The 24,001-nt window shown below is 63.4% G+C and carries 25 protein-coding genes and 1 tRNA gene; 6 read left to right on the top strand and 20 right to left on the bottom strand.

The features are described 5' to 3' along the window. From ACWUI7_RS04085 to ACWUI7_RS04105, 5 genes are all read right to left on the bottom strand, one after another. Complete coding sequence (locus tag ACWUI7_RS04085; protein WP_496640925.1) at window positions 1-228, bottom strand: hypothetical protein; 228 nt, start codon at window positions 226-228, stop codon at window positions 1-3. Between the two features lie 11 nt (window positions 229-239). Beyond that, window positions 240-464 carry a hypothetical protein gene (locus ACWUI7_RS04090; RefSeq protein ID WP_496640926.1) on the bottom strand — a complete coding sequence of 75 codons (225 nt, stop codon included), beginning with the start codon at window positions 462-464 and terminating at the stop codon, window positions 240-242. Further along, window positions 461-958 carry a hypothetical protein gene (locus ACWUI7_RS04095; RefSeq protein ID WP_496640927.1) on the bottom strand — a complete coding sequence of 166 codons (498 nt, stop codon included), beginning with the start codon at window positions 956-958 and terminating at the stop codon, window positions 461-463. Before ACWUI7_RS04095 ends, ACWUI7_RS04090 begins: the two co-directional genes overlap by 4 nt. Continuing rightward, window positions 955-1,296, bottom strand: a complete 342-nt coding sequence (locus ACWUI7_RS04100; RefSeq protein WP_496640928.1) for a hypothetical protein — start codon at window positions 1,294-1,296, stop codon at window positions 955-957. The genes ACWUI7_RS04095 and ACWUI7_RS04100 overlap by 4 nt, the downstream gene beginning before the upstream one ends. A 71-nt stretch (window positions 1,297-1,367) precedes the next feature. Further along, window positions 1,368-1,441 (bottom strand) — tRNA-Lys (locus tag ACWUI7_RS04105). A gap of 135 nt (window positions 1,442-1,576) precedes the next feature. Between ACWUI7_RS04105 and ACWUI7_RS04110 the strand changes: the two genes are divergently transcribed. Continuing rightward, window positions 1,577-3,043: a DHH family phosphoesterase gene (locus tag ACWUI7_RS04110; protein ID WP_496640929.1), complete on the top strand. Its 1,467-nt coding sequence runs from the start codon at window positions 1,577-1,579 to the stop codon at window positions 3,041-3,043. 541 nt (window positions 3,044-3,584) lie between these two features. Then, window positions 3,585-5,012 (top strand): FAD-dependent oxidoreductase, encoded by a 1,428-nt coding sequence (locus ACWUI7_RS04115; RefSeq protein ID WP_496640930.1) that lies wholly within the window; start codon window positions 3,585-3,587, stop codon window positions 5,010-5,012. A gap of 30 nt (window positions 5,013-5,042) precedes the next feature. On the opposite strand, the gene ACWUI7_RS04120 is transcribed toward ACWUI7_RS04115, so the two are convergent. From ACWUI7_RS04120 to ACWUI7_RS04145, 6 genes are all read right to left on the bottom strand, one after another. Further along, complete coding sequence (locus tag ACWUI7_RS04120; protein ID WP_496640931.1) at window positions 5,043-5,453, bottom strand: hypothetical protein; 411 nt, start codon at window positions 5,451-5,453, stop codon at window positions 5,043-5,045. Continuing rightward, window positions 5,450-5,944 carry a phosphopantetheine adenylyltransferase gene (locus tag ACWUI7_RS04125; RefSeq protein ID WP_496640932.1) on the bottom strand — a complete coding sequence of 165 codons (495 nt, stop codon included), beginning with the start codon at window positions 5,942-5,944 and terminating at the stop codon, window positions 5,450-5,452. Before ACWUI7_RS04125 ends, ACWUI7_RS04120 begins: the two co-directional genes overlap by 4 nt. Window positions 5,945-6,071: 127 nt before the next feature. Next, window positions 6,072-6,659, bottom strand: coding sequence for a helix-turn-helix domain-containing protein (locus ACWUI7_RS04130; protein ID WP_496640933.1), 588 nt, complete (start codon window positions 6,657-6,659; stop codon window positions 6,072-6,074). 67 nt (window positions 6,660-6,726) lie between these two features. Further along, complete coding sequence (locus ACWUI7_RS04135; protein ID WP_496640934.1) at window positions 6,727-7,806, bottom strand: glutamate--cysteine ligase; 1,080 nt, start codon at window positions 7,804-7,806, stop codon at window positions 6,727-6,729. A 121-nt stretch (window positions 7,807-7,927) separates the two neighbouring features. Next, window positions 7,928-8,611: an endonuclease III gene (gene nth / locus ACWUI7_RS04140; protein ID WP_496640935.1), complete on the bottom strand. Its 684-nt coding sequence runs from the start codon at window positions 8,609-8,611 to the stop codon at window positions 7,928-7,930. 49 nt (window positions 8,612-8,660) lie between these two features. Further along, window positions 8,661-9,707: a threonine aldolase family protein gene (locus tag ACWUI7_RS04145; RefSeq protein ID WP_496640936.1), complete on the bottom strand. Its 1,047-nt coding sequence runs from the start codon at window positions 9,705-9,707 to the stop codon at window positions 8,661-8,663. Between the two features lie 137 nt (window positions 9,708-9,844). Between ACWUI7_RS04145 and ACWUI7_RS04150 the strand changes: the two genes are divergently transcribed. Next, entirely contained in the window at window positions 9,845-11,371 is a 1,527-nt protein-coding gene (locus ACWUI7_RS04150; protein WP_496640938.1) for a carboxypeptidase M32, read from the top strand. A 33-nt stretch (window positions 11,372-11,404) separates the two neighbouring features. Here the strand turns inward: ACWUI7_RS04150 and thiM are convergent, their stop codons facing one another. Continuing rightward, the gene (thiM, locus tag ACWUI7_RS04155) at window positions 11,405-12,232 is read right to left on the bottom strand and encodes a hydroxyethylthiazole kinase (RefSeq protein ID WP_496640939.1); all 828 of its coding nucleotides are present in this window, start codon (window positions 12,230-12,232) and stop codon (window positions 11,405-11,407) included. 274 nt (window positions 12,233-12,506) lie between these two features. Between thiM and ACWUI7_RS04160 the strand changes: the two genes are divergently transcribed. Further along, the gene (locus ACWUI7_RS04160; RefSeq protein WP_496640940.1) at window positions 12,507-13,712 is read left to right on the top strand and encodes a glycosyltransferase family 2 protein; all 1,206 of its coding nucleotides are present in this window, start codon (window positions 12,507-12,509) and stop codon (window positions 13,710-13,712) included. Between the two features lie 525 nt (window positions 13,713-14,237). Here the strand turns inward: ACWUI7_RS04160 and ACWUI7_RS04165 are convergent. Together ACWUI7_RS04165 and ACWUI7_RS04170 are read right to left on the bottom strand one after the other, a co-directional pair. Next, entirely contained in the window at window positions 14,238-14,510 is a 273-nt protein-coding gene (locus ACWUI7_RS04165; protein ID WP_496640942.1) for a YgaP family membrane protein, read from the bottom strand. 24 nt (window positions 14,511-14,534) lie between these two features. After that, the gene (locus tag ACWUI7_RS04170; protein ID WP_496640943.1) at window positions 14,535-16,010 is read right to left on the bottom strand and encodes a sensor histidine kinase; all 1,476 of its coding nucleotides are present in this window, start codon (window positions 16,008-16,010) and stop codon (window positions 14,535-14,537) included. A 182-nt stretch (window positions 16,011-16,192) separates the two neighbouring features. Here ACWUI7_RS04170 and ACWUI7_RS04175 point away from each other — a divergent pair, with 182 nt between their 5' ends. Further along, a complete protein-coding gene (locus tag ACWUI7_RS04175) occupies window positions 16,193-16,510 on the top strand; it encodes a DUF5789 family protein (protein WP_496640944.1) in 318 nt (105 codons plus the stop codon). Between the two features lie 439 nt (window positions 16,511-16,949). Here the strand turns inward: ACWUI7_RS04175 and ACWUI7_RS04180 are convergent, their stop codons facing one another. From ACWUI7_RS04180 to trpC, 6 genes are all read right to left on the bottom strand, one after another. Beyond that, window positions 16,950-18,035: an NAD(P)/FAD-dependent oxidoreductase gene (locus ACWUI7_RS04180; protein ID WP_496640945.1), complete on the bottom strand. Its 1,086-nt coding sequence runs from the start codon at window positions 18,033-18,035 to the stop codon at window positions 16,950-16,952. 72 nt (window positions 18,036-18,107) lie between these two features. Beyond that, window positions 18,108-19,280, bottom strand: coding sequence for a 3-dehydroquinate synthase II (locus tag ACWUI7_RS04185; protein WP_496640946.1), 1,173 nt, complete (start codon window positions 19,278-19,280; stop codon window positions 18,108-18,110). An 86-nt stretch (window positions 19,281-19,366) separates the two neighbouring features. Then, window positions 19,367-20,158: a 2-amino-3,7-dideoxy-D-threo-hept-6-ulosonate synthase gene (locus ACWUI7_RS04190; protein ID WP_496640948.1), complete on the bottom strand. Its 792-nt coding sequence runs from the start codon at window positions 20,156-20,158 to the stop codon at window positions 19,367-19,369. 145 nt (window positions 20,159-20,303) lie between these two features. Next, window positions 20,304-21,164, bottom strand: a complete 861-nt coding sequence (gene trpA, locus ACWUI7_RS04195) for a tryptophan synthase subunit alpha (RefSeq protein ID WP_496640950.1) — start codon at window positions 21,162-21,164, stop codon at window positions 20,304-20,306. Continuing rightward, on the bottom strand, window positions 21,165-22,460 hold the full coding sequence (trpB, locus tag ACWUI7_RS04200) for a tryptophan synthase subunit beta (protein WP_496640951.1): 1,296 nt from the start codon (window positions 22,458-22,460) through the stop codon (window positions 21,165-21,167). It abuts the gene before it with no gap. Beyond that, window positions 22,457-23,335 carry an indole-3-glycerol phosphate synthase gene (gene trpC, locus ACWUI7_RS04205; RefSeq protein ID WP_496640952.1) on the bottom strand — a complete coding sequence of 293 codons (879 nt, stop codon included), beginning with the start codon at window positions 23,333-23,335 and terminating at the stop codon, window positions 22,457-22,459. Before trpC ends, trpB begins: the two co-directional genes overlap by 4 nt. A 103-nt stretch (window positions 23,336-23,438) precedes the next feature. On the opposite strand from trpC, the gene ACWUI7_RS04210 reads away from it, so the two are divergent. Next, window positions 23,439-23,912 carry an MGMT family protein gene (locus tag ACWUI7_RS04210; RefSeq protein ID WP_496640953.1) on the top strand — a complete coding sequence of 158 codons (474 nt, stop codon included), beginning with the start codon at window positions 23,439-23,441 and terminating at the stop codon, window positions 23,910-23,912. Window positions 23,913-24,001: the final 89 nt, after the last annotated feature.

Here is a 24,001-nt window from a genome sequence, read left to right on the forward strand (position 1 = left end):
TCACTGCGAGTCGCCCCCGTCGAACAGCGCCACCGTGCGCTCGAGCCGCGTCGGCACCTCTTTGAGGACACCTTCTAGTTCCTCTTCGCCGATACCCGCCGGCGCTTCAACCAGTACGGAAACGTCGCCACGGTCGACGCGGGCTAGTACGCGGTCGCCCAACAGCTCGACATCAAGCACGACCGGCTGTTCTGTCGCGGCCGTCGTCGGCGTCGCCTGTCTCGTCACCCCGCCGTCCGTCAGGGCGGTTCTGTCGTCGCCTGTCTCGTCACCCCGCCGTCCGTCAGGACGGTTCTGTCGTCGCTCTCGTCGTCGTCGTGCCGGTTGTTCCCGATGACGTACGCCAGTACCGCGACACCGACCGCTCCGATCACGGCGCCGCCGGCGTGTGACATCAGCGCCATGCCCGCGCCGACCCCCAGCCCCGTGCCGACGCCGGCGAGCCAGTCAGACGGGAGGTTCATGCTTCCCTCCAGTAGTCGACCACGTGGCTCGGGTTCGCACCCCCGTCGGCCACGGCCGGCTGCCGCGTCTCGACGTCGGCGCGGTCGCGATCGGCGTCGTCGACCGAGAGCCACCACGGCGGCGAGAGGTGGGTGCGGCCAGTATCCAGGTCGGTCACTGCGAGTTCCGCGTTACACCAGCGCCACCAGAGTAGGGCGACGTGAGCGCACCAGCTGCGGTAGCGGTGCTCACCACAGTCGCACTCGGCTCGAAGCTCTCCCTCGTAGAGTGCGAACAGCACTCGGTGGCGACTCATCGAGGCGTCGCCCTCGAGGCGGCCGAGAAGCACGTCGAACTCGGCGGGGTTCACGGCGCCGACGGTCGACTCGGCGGCCTGTGCACGGTGCCAGCTCGAAGACGTCGACCACCCGGCCGGGAACGCGAGCGCTTCGGGTTCGCCGAGCCGGTTCGTGATCTGCTCGCGCTGTTCGTCGACGGCGGTTTCCACCGTCATGGCGGTGAGCACCTCCGAACGAAGTTCCCGACACCACCTGCGCGCCGGTCTTCGATGTGGTTTCGAATTGCGTCGTGGACCGCCTGTTCTTCACACTGCACTTTCGAGATCCACGAATCGTCGTCGAACCGGGTGTTCACCTCGTAGAACCGCACTTCGTCGCCAGTGACTTCACGAACGTAGCCGTTCCACCCGGCACGGTCTTGCCACAGCCGTAGCTCGCCGTTCTCGTTGAACAGCTCGCCGACTTCGAGTTCTCGGCGCTCTTCGACGACTGCGCTCAGAATGTTTCCGTCGGCATCGAGATCAACATCTATCTGCCGCTCCACACTGCTCATTTTTCCACTCCCAGATCGGCGGCGAGAGCGCCGCTAACTGTCAGTAAAAGTGGAAAGGTATATATAATGCACGGGCCGAGCGCGATTTGAACACGCGACCGACGGATTAAGAGTCCGTCGCTCTCCCTGACTGAGCTATCGGCCCCTACACAATTCTACCGCTGTGTAGGTAAAAGACCTTTTCATTCGGCGGGCGACACCGCCCTGGCGGTCTGTCGATCTCCCCGCGTTGCAGGTGAGAGCGTACTCGTTAAGTGGCGTGCCGCGGAACCAGTTGACAATGAGTAGTGGCGCATCCGGCTCCGCACGCACGCGGTATGCGATCCTCGGCTGTGGAAGCGTCGGGCACGCGGTCGCGGACGCGCTCTCGGAGCGCGACAAAGACGTGCTCATCCTCGATCGCGACGCGGACCGCGTCGAAGCACTGCGGGATCAAGACCTCAACGCGCGTGTCCAAGACATCGTCGAGTCTGACGTCGTCGACGCAGTCGAGGACCGCGACATCCTGCTGATCCTCGCGTCCGACGTCGAGGCCAACAAGCAGGCGGTGTCGGCGGTGCGCGATAGCGGCGGCGACCAGTACGTTGTGGTCCGCGCCTCAGATCCTGTGAGCGAGGACGAGCTTCGCGACCGCGGCGCAGACGTCGTGATCAACCCCTCGACAGTCATCGCCGACAGCGCCCTGCAGTCGCTCGAGACGGGCGAACTCGAGTACATGGCCCGGCAGCTCGCCGAGATAATCGAGGGGACCGACGGCACAATGGCGATCCTGACACACGACAACCCCGAACCAGACTCGATCGCCTCGGCGACCGCCCTCCAGGCGATAGCAGAGAGCTTCGGGGTCGAAGCCGACATCGTCTACTCCGGTGACGTGGGCCACCAGGAGAATCGCGCGTTCGTCAACCTGCTCGGGATCGACCTCCAGTCGCGGGCCGACACCCCGCCACTCGCCGAGTACGACACGGTCGCCGCCGTCGACCTCGCGAAGTCGGCCGAAGAAGCAGCTGTGGCAAAACACGTCGAGATAGACATCTACCTCGATCACCTCGAGTCGGACGCGCCGCCCGAGGCGCGCTTTGTCGACGTTCGGACAAACGTCTCGTCGACCTCGACGATCCTAACCAAATACCTCCAGGAGTTCGACCAGTCACCCTCCGAGGCGGTCGCAACCGCGCTGCTGTACGGGATCCGCGCGGAGACACTCGATTTTAAACGCGACACCACGCCCGGCGACCTCACCGCGGCGGCGTATCTGCACCCATTCGCGAACCACGACACCCTCGAGCAGGTGGAGTCGCCGTCGATGTCGCCGGAGACGCTCGACGTCCTCGCCGAGGCTATCCAGAACCGCCAGGTGCAGGGGAGTCATCTGTTTTCGACCGCGGGGTTCATCCGCGACCGCGAGGCGCTCGCCCAAGCCGCCCAACATCTTCTCAACCTCGAAGGGATCACTACCACAGCCGTACTCGGTATCGCAGACGACCACATCTACCTCGCGGCTCGCTCGAAAGACATCCGTCTCGACATCGGCAACGTGCTCGAAGAAGCGTTCGCAGAGATGGGCGACGCGGCGGGCCACTCCACACAGGGGTCTGTCGAGATTCCACTCGGCATCTTCACCGGCATCGAGACGAGTGGCGGGAACCGCGACACACTCTTGCACCTCACCGAAGAAGCAGTCAGGCGAAACCTCTTCGAAGCACTGGGTGTCGAAGGCGGAACAGAAGGCGGCAACGGCTCTTGACATCCTCCCCGCGGTGAAGGGCGAGGATTCCTTCGTGGGACAGGACGCCGTTCGTACGTCCCCGAAGGCACCCTGACCAAGACCACTGGGGTCTCGGCTGTGGTTCGTGAGTAGTGCGTCGGGCCTCGAAAGAGGCGTGGTGTGCTTGGGTATCCGCTTGCACCTCACAGGCCGTGCCATCGCCCCGACTCGACCACGTTGGTCGAGTAGAACATCCGACGCAGGGTTGCTTTTTGTCAGAAGAGACCCCGATCCAACTCTAATTTTCGTCTGATGCGCTTGCCCCACAACACGCTGTCAGGTATAATAAAACTCGTGTTTAGCGTCCCTGTTGTCGGATTCATCCCCGTCCCCAGAAGTCGACGACTTCTGGTGTGCCAGCAAATTGCGTTGCGATTTGCGACCGCGGTAAACGGCGGGGCTTTCCCCTCGAACTACCGTAACAGCCTAGTGACATCCTCGCCCGGCGTGAACGACGGCGCGTGTTCGCCGACCGCACGCGCGCCGTAGCTTTTTGTTTGCCCTCGCCGACTCCATGAGCATGACGGACCCCTTCGTCGTCGTCGGTGCCGACGCGGCCGGGCTCAGTGCGGCCAGCAAGTTCCGGCGTGAGCGACCCGACCGCGACGTCGTCGTCTTCGAGCGCGGACAATTCATCTCGTACGCACACTGTGGCACCCCATACTTCGTCGAAGGGCGAGTGTCCAGACTATCGGATCTGCTCTCGCTCTCGCCCGCAGACGTCGAAGACCGTGGGATAGACCTCCGGCGAGGCCACGAAGTGGTCGCAGTCGACCCGGAGACGAACACAGTCCGTGTCCGAGCGGCTGACGGTACGACGAGCGAGCAGCCGTACAGCGAGGTGCTCGTCGCGACCGGCGCACACGCCGTCGCCGGTTCGTTCGACGTGCAGGGGCTCGCTGGGGCGTTCACTCTCCACGGACTGAACGATGCCGCCGCGATCGACGCGTACATCGCCGACCCGGAGGGGTACGACCCGGACAGAGCCGATGTCGCGGCGGTCGACCGCGATCGCGCCGGCCGCGCTGCCGCCCACCCCGCTCCCGAGACCGCCGCGATCGTCGGTGGCGGATACGTCGGCGTCGAGATGGCCGAAGCACTTCACGGACGCGGCCTTGACGTCCACCTGTTTCAGCGGTCTGATCGGCTCCTCCCGCCGTTCGGAACCGCCGTCGGTGACCGGGTCGCCTCAACGCTCACAGCACACGACGTGACCGTCCACACAGACACCTCCGTCGACGCCATTCTCGGCGACGACCGCGTTGAGGGCGTCCGTGCTGATGGCCGAATCGTCCCGGTTGAGCTCGCAATCATCGGTGTGGGCATCGAACCCAACACCGCGGTGGTTGACAGGACCGACGTCGAACACGGTCCTCGGGGTGCGATCCGGACCGATCGCTACGGTGAGACGGCCGAGCCGGGCGTGTACGCGGCGGGTGACTGTGCGGCGTCGAGGCACGCGGTGACGGGTGAGGAGACGTGGATCCCGCTCGGGCTCACCGCAAATCGGGCCGGTCGGGCTGTCGGTGCGACCGTCGGGGGTGACCCGACCCCGGTCGGTGACGTCGCCGGCACGGCGGTCGTCAAGGCGTTCGAGATGGAGTGTGGGCGGGTCGGACTCGTCACTGAGGCGGCAGCACGCGATGCGGGATTCGATCCCGTGAGCGAGATGATAACTGCCGGATCCCGGTCGGGGTACTATCCAGGAGCTGCCGAGACAGACGTCACCCTCGTCGCGGATACCACCTCCGGGCAACTACTCGGCGGGAGTATCGCTGGTACCGACCGTGCGGCCGTGCGAATCGACACCCTCGCGACGGCGATCCACGCGGAGCTGTCCGTTGCGGCGGTGGAGCGGCTCGACCTCGCGTATGCCCCGCCGTTCAGTCCGGTGTGGGACCCAGTGCTTGTTGCAGCCAAGGTGCTACGCGGGTCACTCGAGTCGTGAGTGACTTGTTTTGCAGGCCCCGCCGGGCAGTCACCGGGCGCGCTTGGATCGTGACGCACCAGTGATCCGAGCGGTGGCGACCCCGATACCGCCGATGAGGACCGCAGCGACAACGGTAGCGCCCACCGCGATGACAGCGAGACGTGAGCCGACGGTCCAGCCGAGCTGAGACAGCGTGAGACCGCACATCGGACCGAGAGCGAGAAGGATCGACACCCCGATTCTGGCGCCCATCCGTGCAAACCCGACCACGCCGACGAGCGTGAGCACGACACATCCGATGACAAACGGGTCGGCCGCCAGCGCGGACGCGGTGTCGACGGGCCTGGACTGACCGACGAGTGTGCCAGCGGTGAACGTGAGCCCACAGCCAACGAGACTCCACACCGCAGCGCGCTCAAGCCGGCGTTCGGACCGCTTGTCGGCCGCCCACACGCTCATTCCGGCGGGGTCGCGCCACGGCCGGTTCGTTCCGGTGTGAGCCGGCCGTGTTCGTCTATCTCGCCGGCGACGATGCGGGTCGACGATATCCGGTCGCCATCGGCGGCGAGCACGTGGTCAACGACCACTACCTCGAGGGGATCGAGGCCACGCGATCCACGGAGCTCGTTGATCCGCTCGGCGCCCCCTCTCGTCTCGGGCGAGACGACGAGCGCGTCGAATCCCGGTTCGACCGCGATGCCCGTCGGGGCTTCGAGCGATCGAATCGTGAACTCGCGGTCGTGGGCCGCGGCCATCGGCGCAATTTCGGCTTTGACGTCGCGTTCGCGTGCCTCGTACGGCCGGACGTATCGGTCGACGTGACGGGTCTGTGGGGCGAGTTCGTCGGTGGTGAGACCAACGGTTACGTCACCGAGCTCGAACGCGCGTTCGAACAGCTTTCGGTGGCCGTCATGGACGGGGTCGAAGGTGCCACCGAGCGCGACGTTCATGTCCAAGCGTATGCCGGGTGGAACTTAAATTGTCCACAACGGGCCGACCAGGTGTGCCACGGTAGCCACACCGCTGCTCAAACGAGATGGTCCCGGGATCAACAATCGACAGTATTCCGCGAGCTCTTCAGGCGTGATCTGCGTCGGTCGATTGTGGGTCTGCCGGCTCGTGGGCTGTGTCGTCGTCTGTTGCCGGTGCGGCAACGGATATCTGAACCGGATCTTCGGCGTCGTCGTCCGGAGTGTCCCCGCCGAGGCGGCTATCGAGGGTGAACACCGCGTTAAGCTCGGCTTGGACGTCTCCGACCACGCCACGGACAAGCTCACTCGGCGCGATGGCTTCGTACTCGTACGGATTGTTGCCGGCCCCGTCGGCCTCGCGTTTCGAGCGTGAGACCGTCTCCTCGTCGTGTAACTCGGCGAGTGCCTCACGAACGGTGCTCGGATACAGCCCCGTTCCCTCAGCTATCTCGTCGCTCGTGCGCTCTGGGTGCTCCCGAAGGTAGACGTAGATGCGTGCCCGGGTCTCGGTGTCGAGCAGCCACGCCAGCAGGTCGACGATGCCGTCGTCGAACTCTTTGACCGCCCGCCCAGCGCCCTCGCCGAGCCGATCACGAGTCCGCTTGAGCTCCGCTCTGGTTCGCTCCGTGGCCGACCCCTCGTCTTCGACGTCCTCGACGTCTCCCTCGTCGCCACCGATGTCGTCCGTGGCCATATCATGTGGTGGCTCTACGCGGGCAAAAGCGTTCCTCGTCGGGGAGTCGACCGGTCGAGCTCACCGGTCATGGCTCCACGAGTAGGTCCGCACAGAGCGCTGTCACACCCTCTTGCTCGTGGATCCGACGCTGCCTGTCCGCCCCGCTCTCGGCGTCGTACACCGCGCGAACTCCCTCGACGCCGAGCCGGTCGCAGACCTCGTCGACGATCGCCTCGAGCGAGACAGTTCCAGTCCCGTCCCGCGTTATGAACGAGGCGTCGTGGCCGTGTCTGACCGCTCGCCACTTGTTCTCGTCGAGTAGCTCGCGCCGCGGAGTCGGTAGCGACTCCCCGTCGGCGTGTCGCTCCGCGAGGTCGACGACGAGCGCGTGTACGAGTTCGACGAACGCCAGCGTCTTCGCCGGGTCACGTTGTGCGTCGGGAGCCCGCACTTCGACAGTCCCGTGTCCCGTGTGCGGACGCACGTCGAACCACAGCTCTCCGCGATCCGCAATCGAGCCGTGGTCGATCATGTGCCGCTCGAAGCGCTCAAACTCGTCGAAATCGTCGAACACCGTCGGAATACCGGTGTTTGGTAGCGACTCGAATATCGTGGCGCGCGCCGACGCGAGCCCAGTGTCGTAGCCGTTCCAGAACGGCGAGTTTACAGAGAGTGCGAGCAGTACCGGACAGTACCACCGTAGGTGATTGGCGATCCACACCGCCCGGTCGGGGTCGTCTACCCCCACGTGAACGTGGAGCCCCGCGGTCGTATTTCGGTGTTGGGGGTACTGAATCCGGTCGAGTTGTGAGCGGTAGCGCGGCTTCTGTGCGTGATCAAGCTCGCGCCACCGAGCTGCCGGGTGCAGTCCTGCCGCGGCGATTCCGTAGCCGTCCTCGGCGGCGTGTTCGACGAGTGCCGTACGGACTGCTTCGAGTGCCGATTTCGCGTCGCCTGGATTCTCGATGAGTGGTGTCTGTGCCTCGATCGTACAGGTGAACAGCTCGTGATCGAACCCGTCGGGGATGGCCTCGGGCGGCTCTCGCCCGTAGATGAGGTCGGTGATACCGCCGGTCGGCCGGCCGTCGGCGTCGACGATGAAGAACTCCTCTTCGATCCCGAGCGTTCCAAGACGGGTGAATGCGTCCCGCGAGCCGTGCTCCATTATTCGGGGATTGCCCTGGCCGTTCTTATATGGCGTGGATACCGGCGGTCGCGTGTCGGTTGCGGGGCCCGTCGCCAGCCTGTCTCGGCTTGTCTTGGCCTGTCGCGTTGTCCGGACACGCTCACCACCGTTCGCCGCTCGCGAGGTCGATATCGGCGTCCGGTTTGGCTGACGGACAGATATCTGCGAGCACACAGGCCGAGCAGTCCGGGTTGATCGCGGTACATACGGCCCGGCCGTGGTCGATCAGAAGGTGGGTGAGCTGTTGCCAATCGTCCTCGGGGACGATCTTGAGGAGATCTGATTCGATCTGTTCGGGTCGTTCCTCGGTCGTGATTCCGAGTCGCCGGGTGAGCCGCTGGACGTGTGTGTCGACGACGATCCCCTCGACGATATCGTGGCCGTGCTGGAGCACGACGTTGGCCGTCTTCCGGCCCACGCCCGCAAGATCGGTGAGTTCATCCATCGTATCTGGGACCGCACCGTCGTGTTTCTCGGCGATGTCCGCACACGCAGAGCGGATGTACTCCGCTTTGTTATTGTAGTACGTGATCGAGTTGATCGCATCGGCCATCTCCGCTTGGGGCGCGTTCGCGTAGTCTTCTGGCGTCTCGTACGTCTCGAAGAGGTCAGTGGTGACGCTGTTGACCCGCTCATCGGTACACTGTGCAGAAAGGACCACAGCGATAAGCAGTTCCAGTCGATTCGAGTAGCGCAGCGAGATGGTCGAGTCGGGGTACTCCTCGTAGAGTCGCTCGAGCACCGCCTCGACCTGCGCCTCGCGGGGTTCGAGTGGGGTTCCCATACGATTCGTCATCACCCGTGACGGTTGAACGATCCGGAACCGACCGCCATCACACCGAGCGGTCGTTGACGACGGCTGCGATCCGATCGATCGCTGTTTCGACGGCGTCCGCGTCGACGTCAAGGTGTGTCGTGAACCGCGTGGTGTACGTGTCGAACGCGCCACAGCCAACCCCTGCCGTTTCACACGCCGCAACGAGGTCCTCGGCGGTCACGCCCGCCGCCTCGGTGTCGGCGATGACGATGTTGGTGTCCGGCTCCGGCGTGGTCACGCCGTCAATTGCGTCGAGTCCGGCGGCGAGCCGCTCAGCGTTCGCGTGGTCGTCTGCGAGCCGGTCGACGTTCTCGAGTGCACACAGCCCGGGCGCTGCGATCATTCCGGCCTGTCGCATCCCGCCGCCGAACAGCTTGCGCACCCGCCGGGCCTCCTCGATGAACGGGGCGTCACCGGCCAGGATCGACCCGACCGGCGCTCCGAGCCCCTTCGAGAGACAGAAGGTGACGCTGTCGACTGCCTCCAGCAGTTCGGGCGCCGGTGTGTCGAGCGCAACGCTGGCATTGAACACACGCGCACCGTCGAGGTGGACGGGGACCCCGGCATCGTGTGCAGTCTCGGCCGCGGCGTCGATCCGCGACTTCGGTACCGCGACACCGCCGCGATAGTTGTGGGTGTTCTCGAGTGCGCAGAGTCCAGTGCCCGGACGGTGGAGATCCTTCTCGACGAGCGCCGAGGTGATTGCTTCAGGCGTCGGCACACAGCGGCCACCCGCGTCTATCGTGCGCGTCTGGACGCCTGAGAGCGTCGACGCGCCGGCGAGTTCCCAGCGGTAGATGTGTGATTCACGCTCCAGGATCAGTTCTTGACCCGGCTCGGTGTGGACGTTGACGGCGATCTGGTTCGCCATCGTTCCAGAGGGAACGTAGAGGGCGGCCTCGGCACCGACGGCCTCGGCGGCCCGCTCTTGAAGCTGCTCGACGCTCGGGTCGTCGCGGTACACGTCGTCGCCAACCGGCGCGTCGCGGGCGGCCTCGCGCATCGCCTCCGACGGACGGGTGACGGTGTCAGAACGCAGGTCGATGTAGCTGTCTGTCGACATTCGATGGCTGGTTGTACGCGCCCACGAACAAATACTCCCCGGCCGCCGAACCGTTGTGGTGAGGGCTCGGCCGACTGACAACTCACTCCACCGGGACCGTCGGTTCCTTACTCTTCGGGCACGGACTGACATGTACAATGGCTACCGAAGTCGACACCGACGAGGGTGACACCGCCCCCGAGGCGTACGAGGCGCTCGTAGAGCGCGCGCGCCGGTGGAATACGGTCGGCAGCGCGGCCGGCGTCCTCCAGTGGGACCAACAGGTTATCATGCCGCCGAAGGGAACGCCCGCCCGCTCGAAACAGCTCTCGACGCTCTCGTCACTGCGCCACGATCTCCTCACCGACGACGAGACGGCGGCACTACTCGAGACACTCGAGTCGGCGTCGCTCACCGACGAACAGGCTGCCGCCGTCCGCGAGATCCGCCGCGAGCACGAGCGGGCCGCAGCCGTCCCCGTTGAGCTCGTCGAGGAGATCTCCGAGGCGAGCACTGAGGCGCTCACGGCGTGGGAAGAAGCAAAGGCCGATGACGACTTCGAGGCGTTCGCACCGTACCTCAAGCGAAACGTCGAACTCAAACGCGAGTACGCGGCGCACATCGATCCCGACCGCGACCCTTACGCGGTGTTGTTCGAAGACTACGAGCCGTGTCTCCCGCTAGCGCAGGCCGAATCCATTCTCGAGTCCCTTCGAGAGACGCTCGTCCCGATGATCGACGCGATCCGCGCGTCGGACCACGACCTCGCCGTCGACACCTTCCAAGGGACGTTCCCGGTCGACGAGCAAGAGGCGCTCGCACACGACGCGCTCAAGCTGCTGGCGTACGACTTCGACCGCGGCAGACTCGACGTCTCCTCACATCCGTTCACCTCGGGGAACCAGTTCGACTGTCGGGTGACGACTCGGTTCGACGAGTCCGACGTGCTCGGGGCGCTCACCTCGACGATCCACGAGTTCGGCCACGCACAGTACAACCTGGGCCTTCCGAAGGAGGCTTGGGGCACGCCGCTCGGTGAGTCGCGGGACCTCTCCGTGCACGAGTCACAGTCGCGGCTCTTCGAGAACCACGTCGGTCGGAGCCGAGCATTCTGGGAGGCGTTCTTGCCGGCGGTACACGACCGCTTCCCGGAGACGGCCAGCGCCACCGCCGAGGACGCCTACGAGGCGGTCAACCAGGTGTACGAGGACAACCTGATCCGCGTCGAGGCGGACGAGCTCACCTACCACCTCCACATCGTGATCCGCTTCGAGATCGAACGCGACCTGGTGCGTGGTGACCTCGCCGTCGAGGACGTCCCCGCCGCCTGGAACGACGCATACGAGGAGTATCTCGGCATTCGCCCCGAGACCGACGCGGAGGGGTGTCTCCAGGACATCCACTGGAGTCACGCCAACTTCGGCTACTTCCCGACCTACTCGCTCGGCTCGGTGATGGCGGCACAACTCTACGACGCGGCGACGGACGACGTCGATGGGCTCGAGTCGTCGATCGCCGACGGCGACGTCGAACCCCTCCGCGAGTGGCTTGGCGAGCACATCCACCGACACGGCTCCCGCTACGAGACGAACGAACTGGTTCGCCAGGCGACCGGCGAGGACTTCGGTGCGGACGCGTTCCTCGCGTACGTCGACGAGAAGTACGGCGAATTGTACGACCTGTAGCGGAGCAGGTCGCACCCAGCGGGGACGGTTCGATCACCCGCTTGGCTCGATAACCAGTTCAATACGGTCGTCTGCGGGGTCGGTACCGGTATCGCGAACCCCGGCAACGGCGTCTTTGAACGCGACGCTGTAGCTGCCCGGGCCGTGAACGTCACCGAACGCGCCTGCAGCAGCCGCTTCACCGGCGAGGCCAAACGCGACGGTTCCGGCCAACGCAGCCCGTTCGGGACCGTCGAGCGCACCAGCAATAGTCGCGAGTGACCCGCCGAGCATACAGCCGGTTCCGACGACCGTTCCCATCCGTGGATGGCCGGCAGTCACCTCGTACGCCCGCTCGGGCGTCGCCACGATGTCGGTCTCACCGGAGGCGACGACAACGGTATCGTACTCACGGGCGCAAGCGACCGCCGTCGTCGCGATATTGCGGTACTCACCAACTGACTCGACGCCGCGGACCGCCGCGTCGTCTCCGGTGAGTGACGTGATTTCGCCGTGGTTTCCATTGAGTATCGCCACGTCGAGCTCGGTGACGAGCCGCGTTGCGACGTGGTCCCGCGTCGGTGTCGAGCCGACACCGACTGGATCGACGACGACCGGAACGCCGGCGTCGTTTGCTGCCCGCCCGGCAGTCAGCATCGTCGACTCCCCCGTTTCGCTCACGGTTCCCATGTTCAGCAGGCACGCCTCCGATGCGGCAACCATGTCGCCGACCTCACGCTCGTCATCAGCCATCACCGGTAGCCCGCCCCAATGTAGGATGATCTGTGCGACGTCGTTCACCGTGACGGCGTTCGTGATGGCGTTGACAAGCGGTGATTCGTTCGCTACAACAGACACAATCTCACGGAGATCGATGCTCATTTGACAACCTCCAGTTCGTCTTCGTCCTGTTTGGGCTGTGTTGCTGCTTTGTTACGTTTTCGTGTATCCGGATGTGTGTTACTGGCAATCGGCATGACCACCAATGTGTACTACTGCATTATACGATTGGCGAATCGTAGAAAAACGCCGCGTTATTTTCACAAGCACTGGTCGTGATCCGGCGGGTTACCCTATCGTCTCGCGTTCCTCAATGGTGCGGCGGGCCACCGATTCGACACGGCCTTTATATTGTTGACGTATGCACATATATACGATGAACAGTGTTGTATGGGCACCGGTGTTCAGCGTCTTTCTCTGGGCCACATTAGTGTTGTATGGGACAGCCTCAGCGTGGTGGCTCATACAGGTATTTGTGCTTTCATATGGCTGGCGTAACACCGATCAGACCGCGATCGGATTACATCGCATTCAGGTTAGAGTACTCACCATTGATGCCGCAGAGACTGTTCAATTGACTGTACGCTCGGTTCCAGATGAGATCACCGATATTATCGTTATTTCCGAAGAAGATATCGACGTCACGGGGGCAGCCGTTCACGTGGTTCCGAGTTCGTTCGACTGTGCAGCACAACGAAAAGGGCGTGCGATTGAGTGGGCCCGCCGACAGGTTCCCTGTGAGAAAGAATACGTTCTGTATCTAGATGAAGATACTCTGCTCAGTGACTTCTCTGGGATGCCGAAAGCAGATATTATTCAGTTCAGCGAGCATCCACTTCGGACTCACTCTCGACTCAGCTACGTATGTGAGATATTTCGCATTGGCTTTCAGTTCGAACAACGAGCCTTTCATCGTCTCACATACCCGGCATACGCTTGGGGCGGAGCGGTTGCAGTGCGCCATGCATTAGAAGACCAACTCACGTGGAACGTTCCGTCTATTACCGAAGACACGACGTTCATCTGGCGCGCGGCTGCACACACACCCATTGATTATCGGTTGATCGACGTCAAGGCGCGAAATCAGGCACCACCGACGATCAGGGCACTCATAAACCAACGTCGACGGTGGGTGTCGGGAACCATACAAGATCGAGATCTGCTCCCATGGTGGTACCAGCCGATCATCGCTTCGCGGATCGTAACGTGGGCACTCTCACCAGTCATTCCGTTATTTGCTGGGATCACCGTTGTGTTTCCTGAGGCGATCCCCTCTGCTGGTGCCTATCTTGTACTCTCTGTGCTGTTGTTTGGAATCGTCTTTGTGTACATGGTCTTCGGGCTTATCGAGTATCGAAAGTATCCCGAAGTATGGTGGGGATACCTTGTTGTCACCCCGCTCGCGGTGCTCGTTCACTCACTTGGAGCCCTCTGGGGAATTGTCCGGCCAGTAGACGACTTCGAAGTCACCGAAAAGACAACCGCAGTCGATACAGCAACACTCAAAGAACGCAACCCGGAGCTATCAGATGACAACCGAGAGTACACTACGCAGACGGAAACTGACTCCGATGAGAGCTGATTATAAAAAATCGAGGAGAATACCTGACCCTTTAGCGTCAGGATGAATCTGACACATCGGAGGCAATCCACGTTCGACTGTTAACCCGAGATTTCTAATCAGTAGTTTCAACTGGCGGGCAACCGTTAGTAGAAATAGGAATCAGGCGAGAACAGAGTGATTCTGCCTTGTCCTACGATGGCGGCCTGCCCGCCCCAAGCAATCAAACAGTAATCGGAACCAGTCAATAACCGGCGAACCCTCACAGGGTTCGACTGGAGTTGACTGCTGTAAGAAGACTCAAAGTAACTCCGAGTTCGTTGACGCCCACTTGACCCTCGCCGGGCAAAAACAACCACGAGGGTCGAACGCGGTCGAGGATAGGAGTACCGGGGGCTTGGCACTCCCAGCAGTCCCACCCGTTTAGACCATGAGCATCCCTTCAGATTCGTACTGGTTGGATGCTCGGTGGGACTGCAAACCTGAAATCTCCAACACTCAGGATTCCTCCGCGTTTACGCGGAGGAGGATGTCAAAGAGTATATGTCACTCTGCCGTCCACGATTCTTCTGGGCCGTCCTCAACACAGTCCTCACTCTCACACGTGTTGATTCCGAGAAGCTTGTATATTCCACAGGTCCCTGTTTTTGCACTTATGAGCAGGACTGCTGCCAGTAGAGATAATGGTAACAGTACGAACATCCCGGTGGTAATCGGGTAGGTGAACAAAATCCATCCCGCAAGAAGCACTGCGGATACACCAAGGGGTACCCGAAGAAGCCTATCTAATTGACCAACGTTGCGATCTCTGTCTCCCATATCAATAATACGAACTCACAGGGGTTAAACCCGCGTTCTAGCCGTCTCATCGACCGTCATGGTTGTATCAAGTTCGATCACGAACACACTGCCAACGGGCTCGTTGTCTTCGACCCAGATATCACCATTGTAACTGTCGATGAGCTGATCGACGAGATACAGACCAATGCCTGCTGCAGGATCGTCTAATCCATCGTTGGACCGGCCAAAAATTGCGTCCTTTCGACTGTCTGGAATCCCTGGCCCGTCGTCAGCAATGGTGATTTGGAGCCTCCCGTCGCCGGCACTACACCCGATCGTAACGACGGGCTCATCGCTGTGGTTGTGCTGGACAGCATTGTTCAGGACGTTCCGAAACACCGATCTAAGCAATCCATTAGCCTGCGCGGTGACGTCCGGAAACTCGTTGTCTACCCGAAAGGTGGCGTTCGGATACATCGATCGGCACTTGGCTAATTCAGCATCGAGAATCTCACAGACGGCGATCGGTACCAACTCAGGGACCTGACCCGTCCCAAGGGCGTCGACGAAATCGCGGACTGTCCTAGTGAGTTCGAGGACGTTCTCACCCGTCCTCCGAATCCGATCGAGCATCGGTTGCCCCTCGTCGTCGACGTGCGCGCTAAGCTCTTCGCTCCACCCGACGATGACGCTCATGTCGTTCCGAATATCGTGTCGCGTAATCCGGTTGAGCACCCGGAGTTGCTCGTTCGCCCGCGCTAGTGCCCGCTGTGAGACTTTCCGCTGGCTGATATCCTCGATGATCAGCAGTACAGCCGAGTCTTGTTTCCAATTGATTCGAGCCGTGGTGAGTTCCACTGCAGAGGTGCGATCACTCCCGAGTGAATCGACCTCGACCCGATCGATGTACGTCTCCCCTTTCGAGATAGCCGACAAACTGTCGGCAGAGAACGTCCCGTCCGTCGAGAGTGCATCCGCAAGTGACTGACCGGCAAGGCCGACACTATCCTCGACTCCGAGGATGTCGTGTGCCTCTTGATTCGCTGATTCAATAGATCCGTTCTGCAAAATCACCACCCCATCAGGGAGTGCCTGCAAGATGTCATGGAGTCGAGATTCGATATTGGTCAGGTTCGACTGCACCCGATGAAATTCGATAGCCTGTGTGATCAGCTCGGTGGCCCGCTCCCACTGATTATCGAACTGGTCCGCTATCAAATAATCTGTCACCCTGGCGTGAATCGCCCGACTGGCAACCACCTCACTTCCTTCGTTGGTGAAGATAATAACCGGAAAGGTAGGACGCTGAACCCGAATCGTCTCGAGAAGAGAAATCCCGTCCACCTCGGGGAGTTCATGATCGCTTACTACACACTGTATCGCGTCGGTCTCCTCAAGCGTGGCTAATGCGGCATTTGCTGTCTGTACCACCGTGATGTCGAACTCTTGACCGAGCGTGTCAGAGATACGCGTACCCGTGGCTGAGTCGGCGGTAACAGCAAGCACCTGTGGCGGTTCAGCTGCTAGCTTTTGGCTCATGATATCATCCTGCAGTTGTAAATTATTGACACCTCAAGTTAAAAATAAATGTTTAGGAAGATGTTGGTGAACGAAACCGGAACGCGAGTCTCCAGCCACTACATGTGGAAGCGCGGTTGTTCACCGCTGTCTCCGAGCGCGTCTACCATACCGTTATCTGATCGGCTATTCTATGGGAGAACATGGCAGACGACAAACAGGGTCGAGATGAGCAGGCGGATCGTGAACAAGAACGCCAGCGAGAGCGGATGCAAGAAGAAGCAGTGACCCGCGCTGACGAAGCAGAGCCAATGGACGGCGACCTTGGTGCGCTTGGCGACGCGCTCGGTTCACACGGCTATCCGGCCACGACGGCGGAGCTGGTTGCGGCCTACGGCGAGTACGATATCGAGATTCGGGATAGCGAGCAAACCCTAGCTGACGTGCTCGCTTCGACCGACGTCGAGGTGTATGACTCAGCGGCCGAGGTTCAGCGCGAGATACTGAATCGGATCGCATGAGACACATGTGCGTGATGGGTTGTTTGGAGAACGCCATTTCACCAGCGAGCGAGACCGACGGCCTCCAGAAGTAGTCCGCTCTCCGAGCTGATTCTGTGCGATCGTCGTGATGGCTGTGTGAGTTCGATTGGTCTGGTGGCCCTGTGACGAACGCACCCTCGTGACACACGGCCACCAGTTACCGCCACGCCCTCCCCAGCCGATTCTATACGTATGTGGTAGCGGTTCCATGACGGACACGACCGCACGACACACGGGCACCAGTTACCGCCACGCCCTCCCCAGCCGACTCACTCGGTGCCTCCGCACCTCGCTCATCCCTCGCACGCGCTTGCGAGCACGCCTTTGGCGGCTCGCGAGGCGCGCGCCACCGCAAGCTGGTTGATGGCTGGAGAGGCCGAGTCGTTTCGATCGGGGTCGGACTGCAGGGATGACGCCGCTATACGCGGGTCGCGACTCGCTCGCCGACCTCAAGGCCGTTCGCAAGCGCAGCGTGCAGTCGGGCTTCCCCGGCGACCCAGTCACCGAGGACGTAGCAGTCGTGTGCTGCAGCAGCCGCTACTGGGTCGGGGTCTACCCCGGCTTCGGGGATCGCATACCGCCACCCTTGGTGATCCGTCCACGACGGCTCGAGCAGCCGGTCGTCGCCGACTATCTCGGCCGCATGTCCAGCTAACTCGGCGACGTTGTCCGCGGGATCGTCGTCATAGTGGGCTGCAGACCACTCGCCGCCGGCTTGGACGACGAGCAGCGACTCTCCATCGGGGACGTGCCCAGCCTTACACTCCTCACGTGAGATCCAGCCGACTGCGTGCTCCTTATCAGTGTTGACGAGCCCATAGTATGGCCGGTCGAGCGTAAACGGGTAGTGGAGCACGGCGGTCCAGACGGACCGGTACGGCACCGATTCGGCCGCCTGCCGGAGTGACTCCCGAACCGGTGCGTCCCACTCGGCATCCGCGAGTAGTGACGCCGTCTGCGGTGCTGGCGGGTTCACGAACAACACGTCGAACGGTCCCCACCGCTCGCCGTCGGTGTCGACGAGCGTCCACGCACCGCCGCTCGCGCCGGGTGACACGTCGGTGTCTCCGTCGCTGGCGGGCACCCGGCGAATCGTCTCGACGCGGGTGCGCCGGTGGACGGTTGCGTCGGTCCCGCCGAAGAGTCGCTTCGCGATCTGGGTTAGCCCCATCCGGTAGCTCCACTTGTGGTCGTCGGCGTCGCGCCCGGGCGACACCTCACCGGCAGCGTCGAACGTGTGTATCGGCTCGGTCGCGTCGACCATTCCGTCGTCCGCGAGTGTCTCCGTCACGAGCTCGACGACCCGGTCGTTGGACGACTTGAGATAGTTCGCGCCGTAGTCGTACACGAGCGACCGATCGTCGTTCCGCCTCGTCGCGGCCCGACCGCAGAGACCGCCCGACTTCTCGAGGACGGTTATCTCCGCGTCTGGAACTGCGCCGTCGAGGACGTGCGCCGCCGCCGCGGCGGCCGCGCCCGCGCCAACGATCCCGATCGTGGTCATCAGTACGCGATCGATGCAGACGCGTGGAGTTAACGGTTGGCTACGGCCGACCGCCCTGGCCGGCCATCGAAGTCACTTCTCGATGATGCTCTCTTCGACGGCCTCGCCGAAGTGGCGCGCGACGTCCTCGTAGTAGACGACCACTTCGTCACCAGTCTCGAGGTCGGTCACCGCGGTGCGTCCCTCGTCTGTGGCGACTTTCACCGTCTCGGCGTTCTGAATGAGCGTCTCGACGCGGTCGAGGCCGTCATCGGTCGTGACCTCCGCTTGGATCCGGAACATGGGTCGCTTCTCGATCTTGACACGCCCGACGATCGCCTCGCGCGTCGTTCCGTCGCGGTCGACGACCTGCACTTCGTCCCCACTCGACAGCTCAGCGAGGTAGTTCGTTCCTCCATCTGGGTTACGGACGTACGCGTGGACAGCACCCGCGTTCACGCGAAACGGTCGGGATTCGACGTACGGTGATTCGGCGGTCTCTGCGTGGACGAAAAAGAGGCCTCGCGAGAGCGATCCGACGAGCATCCCCTCCGCGTCGTCCATCAGCGACCCGGTGTCGATACAGACGCGGTCGGCCATCCCGGTCGCCTCGACCGCGGTCACCGTCGCGGTCGTGAGCTCTAGTGACTCGCGCTCGGCCGCATCTCGCGCCTCGACAGCTCCACGGATCTCCTCTGGTGAGTCGGTGTCGAGGAGGACGCCGTCGGCTCCGAGTTCGAGCGTCTCGAAGGCGGTGCGCGCCTCGGCCGCGGTGGTCGCGCCCGCGACGAGATGCGTCTCGTCGCCGACGCGCGCGATGAGGTTCTCGAGCGGGATAATGGACCAGTCCTCACCGATGACGGCGGTGATGTCGGCTGCTGCCGCCGCCGCCTCGGCGAACGCCTCGTACTCAGTGCCGAGCACGCGAACGTACGCTCCCTGTGCTCGGTCGTCGCGACGCCGCAGCGTGGTGAGGTCCGCCGACCCGGTGAAGTCGTCCGGCAAGTCGATGGTGCCGTCGCCCTCGCCGCCCTTCCCGACGAACGCCGCGTCCGCCTCGGCGGTCTCACCGCCACCATCGACGACATCGGCGTCGGATAAGAACGCGGCCACGTCGATCGCACCGAGGTCACGGACGCGGCCCACGTCGTCTTCGTCGACCAGTACCCAGTCCGCGCCCGCCTCGATAGCGGTCGTGATCCGACGCTTTCGCGCCTCCCAATCCCCGACGCTGTCGTCAGCTTTCACCCAGACCGTGCGTGTCATTACCCGTCTCTCACGGCGCCCGGGCTTGAAAACTGCGGAAGGGGTCGGTGAGACATGGGCTGGGACCCACGACCGCGTGACCGCGTTCAGGCCTCGAGGAAGCCGCCGACGGCGAGCGCCTCTTCGACGGGCGCGTCGTCGTGAACGACGGCCGAGACGGCCCGCGAAATTCCACGCGGGTCATCGTGTTGGAAGATCGACCGCCCCATCGAGACGCCCGCCGCACCGCCATCGACCGCGCCGCGTACCATCTCGACCGTCTCTTGGTCCGTACCCTTCGACCCGCCTGCAATAACGACCGGCAACCGAGTCGACTCGGTGACCCGCTCGAAGGAGGCCGCGTCACCCGAGTAGCCCGTCTTTACTACGTCAGCGCCGAGCTCTTCGGCGAGACGCACCGCATGCCCAAGCGCCTCTGGATCCGTGCTGTCGACACCTGGTCCACGGGCGTATGCCATCGCGAGCACCGGCAACCCGAGTCGGGACGCGTCATCAGAGAGCGCCGCAAGGTCCTCGATCTGCTCCGGCTCGTGATTCGAGCCGACGTTGATGTGAAACGAGACTGCGTCGGCGCCGGCACGAATCGCGGCCTCGGCGTCGGCGGTGAGCCGTTTATCCTGCTCGTCGGGACCGATGGTCGTCGAGGCGTTGACGTGGACGATGTAGCCGGCGCCGTTTTTATTCGCGTGAACGCGAGGCGCGATGCCCTTCTGGGTCAACACTGCGTCTGCACCACCGCTCGTGACGCCGTCGATAGTCGACTCGATGTCGACGAGGCCCGTAACCGCTCCCATCGTGATGCCGTGGTCCATCGGGACGATGAGGTAGCGGTCGTTTGTCGAGATCCGATCGAGTCGTGCGGAAAGTCCTGCTGTCATGGTATGGGGCTCGTTGTGTGAGCGTGTGTCAAACGGAGGTAAGTCGGTTTCGTTCGGGGACGAATTGGCTTGCACCGTCAGCCCGTGTGTCGTGTGTACACCACGTCGGTCGATCGGCTGGTCGGCCTCACGGCTGTGATGCCCACTACTGCGTCTCGGGTACGGCACGTGCCTCAAGGCCGCGCTCCGCACCCGTCTTCAGCTCCCGTGAGAGTGCCTGTAGGTCCTCGGCGACTGCCTCGACGGGTCGGTCGGTCTCGTGGCCGTCAGCGACGATGTCGACGAGCGCGGACCCGACAATGATGCCATCGGCGCCGCCCGCGACGATTCGTGCCGCCTGTTCGCCGGTCGAGATGCCGAACCCGACGGCCTTCGGCACGTCGTATGCCTCCAGCCGGTCAAGGCTCTCCGTCGTCTGGTCGGAGACGTCACTCTTCGCGCCCGTCGTGCCGAGGCGCGCCTGGACGTACACGTAGCCGGAGACCTGGTCCATCATCCGCTCGAGCCGATCCCCGCGGGTCGTCGGCGCGACAATGAACACCAAATCGAGGCCAAACTCGTCACAGGCTGCACGGAGCGGTCCCGCCTCCTCGGCGGGGAGGTCGGGGACGACGAACCCCTCGAGGCCGGCATCGGCCGCGCGCTCGACGAACGGCCGCGGGCCGTCCGCCTCGGCACCGCCGCCGTACTGGTAGATCAGGTTGTAGTAGGTCATACACACGAGTGGCGCTTCCACCGTGAGGTCCTCGACGAACGCAAAGAAGCGGTCAGGCGTCATCCCTCCTTCGAGCGCGCGGACGACGGCCCCCTGGATCGTCGGTCCTTCGGCGATCGGCTCCGAGAAGGGGAGCCCGAGCTCGATGACGTCTGCGCCGCCCCGGTCGAGCGCTTCGACGTACGCAAGTGAGGCGTCGTACGTGGGGTCACCGACCGCGAGGTAGGGCACGTACGCCGCCCCGTCGGCGAAGGCGTCGGCGAGTGCAGGGCTGTTCGCGCGGGTCGTCACTCACATCCCCTCCGTGAACAACGACATGTCCGGCGCACCCGGGACGTCGCGTTTGTCCGTCTCTTCGATGGCCGCATCGAGGTCTTTGTCACCGCGTCCCGAGACGTTGACGACGACTCGGTCGCCGAGCGACTCGGTGTGCTCTTCGAGGAAGCCAAACGCGTGTGCGGTCTCTAACGCGGGGATAATCCCCTCGGTGTTCGAGAGTCGGTGGAACCCCTCGAGTGCGGCGTCGTCGTCGACCGCGACGGGCGTGACGCGGTCTTCATCAACCAGACACGCTAGCTCTGGACCGACGCCAGCGTAGTCGAGCCCCGAAGAGACGGAGTGACTCTCCATGATCTGGCCGTCGGTGTCCTGAAGCAGCTTGGTCCGTGCGCCGTGGAGGACGCCCTCTTCGCCGGTGTACAGCGAGGCGGAGTTGGGGGCGACGCCCGCCTCCTCGTCGACCTCGAGCGTCGATCCGCCGGCTTCGACCGCGTGAAGCGCCACGTCTTCGTCGTCGACGAACGCCGCGAACGTTCCCATGGTGTTGGAGCCGCCGCCGGCACAGGCGACGACGTCGGTCGGGAGCGCGCCCAGTTGGTCGAGCGCCTGCTCGCGCGCCTCCTCGGAGATGATCGCCTGAAAGTCCCGGACCATCACCGGGAACGGGTGGGGACCAACGACACTGCCGATCACGTAGTGGGTGTTCTCGACCGTCGTCGCCCAGTCGCGCATCGTCTCCGAGATTGCCTCTTTAAGCGTTCCACGGCCGGCTGTGACGGGGTTCACCTCGGCCCCGTTCAGCCGCATGCGGAACACGTTGGGGCGCTGGCGATTGATGTCGCGCTCGCCCATGTAGATCTCACACGGCATATCGAGGTGGGCGGCCGCCATTGCGGTCGCGGTGCCGTGTTGGCCGGCGCCCGTCTCCGCGACGATGCGCTCTTTGCCCATATACTTCGCGAGCAGCACCTGCCCAAGGGCATTGTTAAGCTTGTGAGCGCCCCCGTGGAGGAGGTCCTCGCGTTTGAGATACACTTCACGGCCGTAGCGCGCAGAGAGGCGATCGGCACGCTGAAGCGGGGTCGGCCGGCCGCCGAAGTCCGTAATTCGCTCGCGGAACTCGTCTACAAAGCCATCTTGGTTCTCTAAAACGTACCGCTCGTAGGCGTCTGCGAGCTCCGTTATTGCCGGCATCAACGCTTCTGGAACGTATTGGCCGCCATAGCGGCCGAACTTTCCGTCGTCGCGGCCGCGGCGTCGTCGCGGTCCGGTACTCGGCTCCGTCGTCGTGGATTCTGATTCGCTCATGTGTGAGTCGTGATGTCGTAGGTATCTATTTCCTCGTGGTCCGGCACCGTATCGCTGGCGGTCCCACCGTCGGTGACCGCGTCGTCGGCGTCCGCGTCGTCGGCTTGCGTCAGCGCCTGGGTCGTCGACTCGACATCCCCGGCCATGATGGCGCTGCCGATGAGCAGCGCATCGGCTCCGGCCTCGCGCATCCGGCGGACATCCGCCGGCGTCGATATACCGCTTTCGGCGACGAGCGTCACGTCGTCGGGCGCGGCTGGCGCCACCGACTCGAACGTCTCGAGGTTGACAACGAGCCGTGCGAGATCACGGTTGTTCACCCCGATGTACGTCGCGCCGGCCTTGACGGCGGCCCTGAGCTCCTCGCGGTCGTGCACCTCGACGAGGACCTGAAAGCCGCGGTCGTGTGCGGCCGCGAGCAGCGTCTGGAGGTCGTCGCCCACGAACCGCGCAATAAGCAGAACCACGTCGCTCTCGGCCGCGTCGAGTTGCGCCTCGTCGACGAGGAAGTCCTTACGCAGCACCGGCACGTCAACCGCCGCACGGACGCGATCCAGCGTCTCGACGCTCCCGCCGAAGTGATCGGGCTCCGTGAGGACGCTCAAGGCCGCTGCGCCGCCGGCGACCATCGACTCCGCAAGCTCGACCGGGTCGTCCTCGTGCGTCCCGTCGGTCGTCGGGCTCGTCGGTTTGATCTCGGCGATCACCGGCACCCGGTCGACAGCCTCCGCCCGCTCGAAGGCCGATCCGAGATCTCGGGGGTCGACGGCGACCAGACCGGGATCTGACTCCTCCGCCCCGGTCTCAGCCGCTCGATCGTGTGCCGCAGACAGGATTGACTGGACCGCCGGATCCAACTCCGTAGGTTCCTCCATTAGTGTACACTAATGGACGTATATGTTCATAAGGCTTGCGGGCAACAAGATCACGCTGGGTCGGACCACGGTCGATTTACTTGGGCGAGTGCATCGTACATCCATGACTGAACACGCGAGCGCGGGCATCTACGCACGCGAGTACGAATCGATCGACACGGTGGTCGAACTCGGCGTGGCCGGGGATCGGGTGATTGCAGTGCGGTTCCCAGCCGACTCACCGAGTGACGCGGGGCGAGATCACCCCCTTCTCGATCACATCGGCACGGCCATCGAAGGGTCGACGGATGCGCACGAGACGCTCACAACGGCTGACGTCGGGCTCACGCTTGCGACCGACCGACGACGGGTGTTGGAGGCGCTCCGGTCGGTCCCGGTTGGCCAGTCGGTGTCAGTGAGTCGGCTCACTCGGCTCGCCGGGTCTGATCCGAACGACGCCGACGACCTCGAGACGGTGACGGCGGCGCTGCGGACGAATCCGGTGCCAATACTCGTTCCCGACCACCGGGTCGACGGCGGCCCGTACGCAACTCCCGACCCCGTCCGAGAGGCCCTCCGGCGGGCAGAGGAGCACTGACCGGCGGCCGACTCCACGGTCGATCGGTTCGGGCTCGTCATACACATCGAGACACCCACCCACACCTTGAGGCGACCGACTGGTGTCTC

It is taken from the genome of Halorubrum orientale (assembly GCF_059623105.1).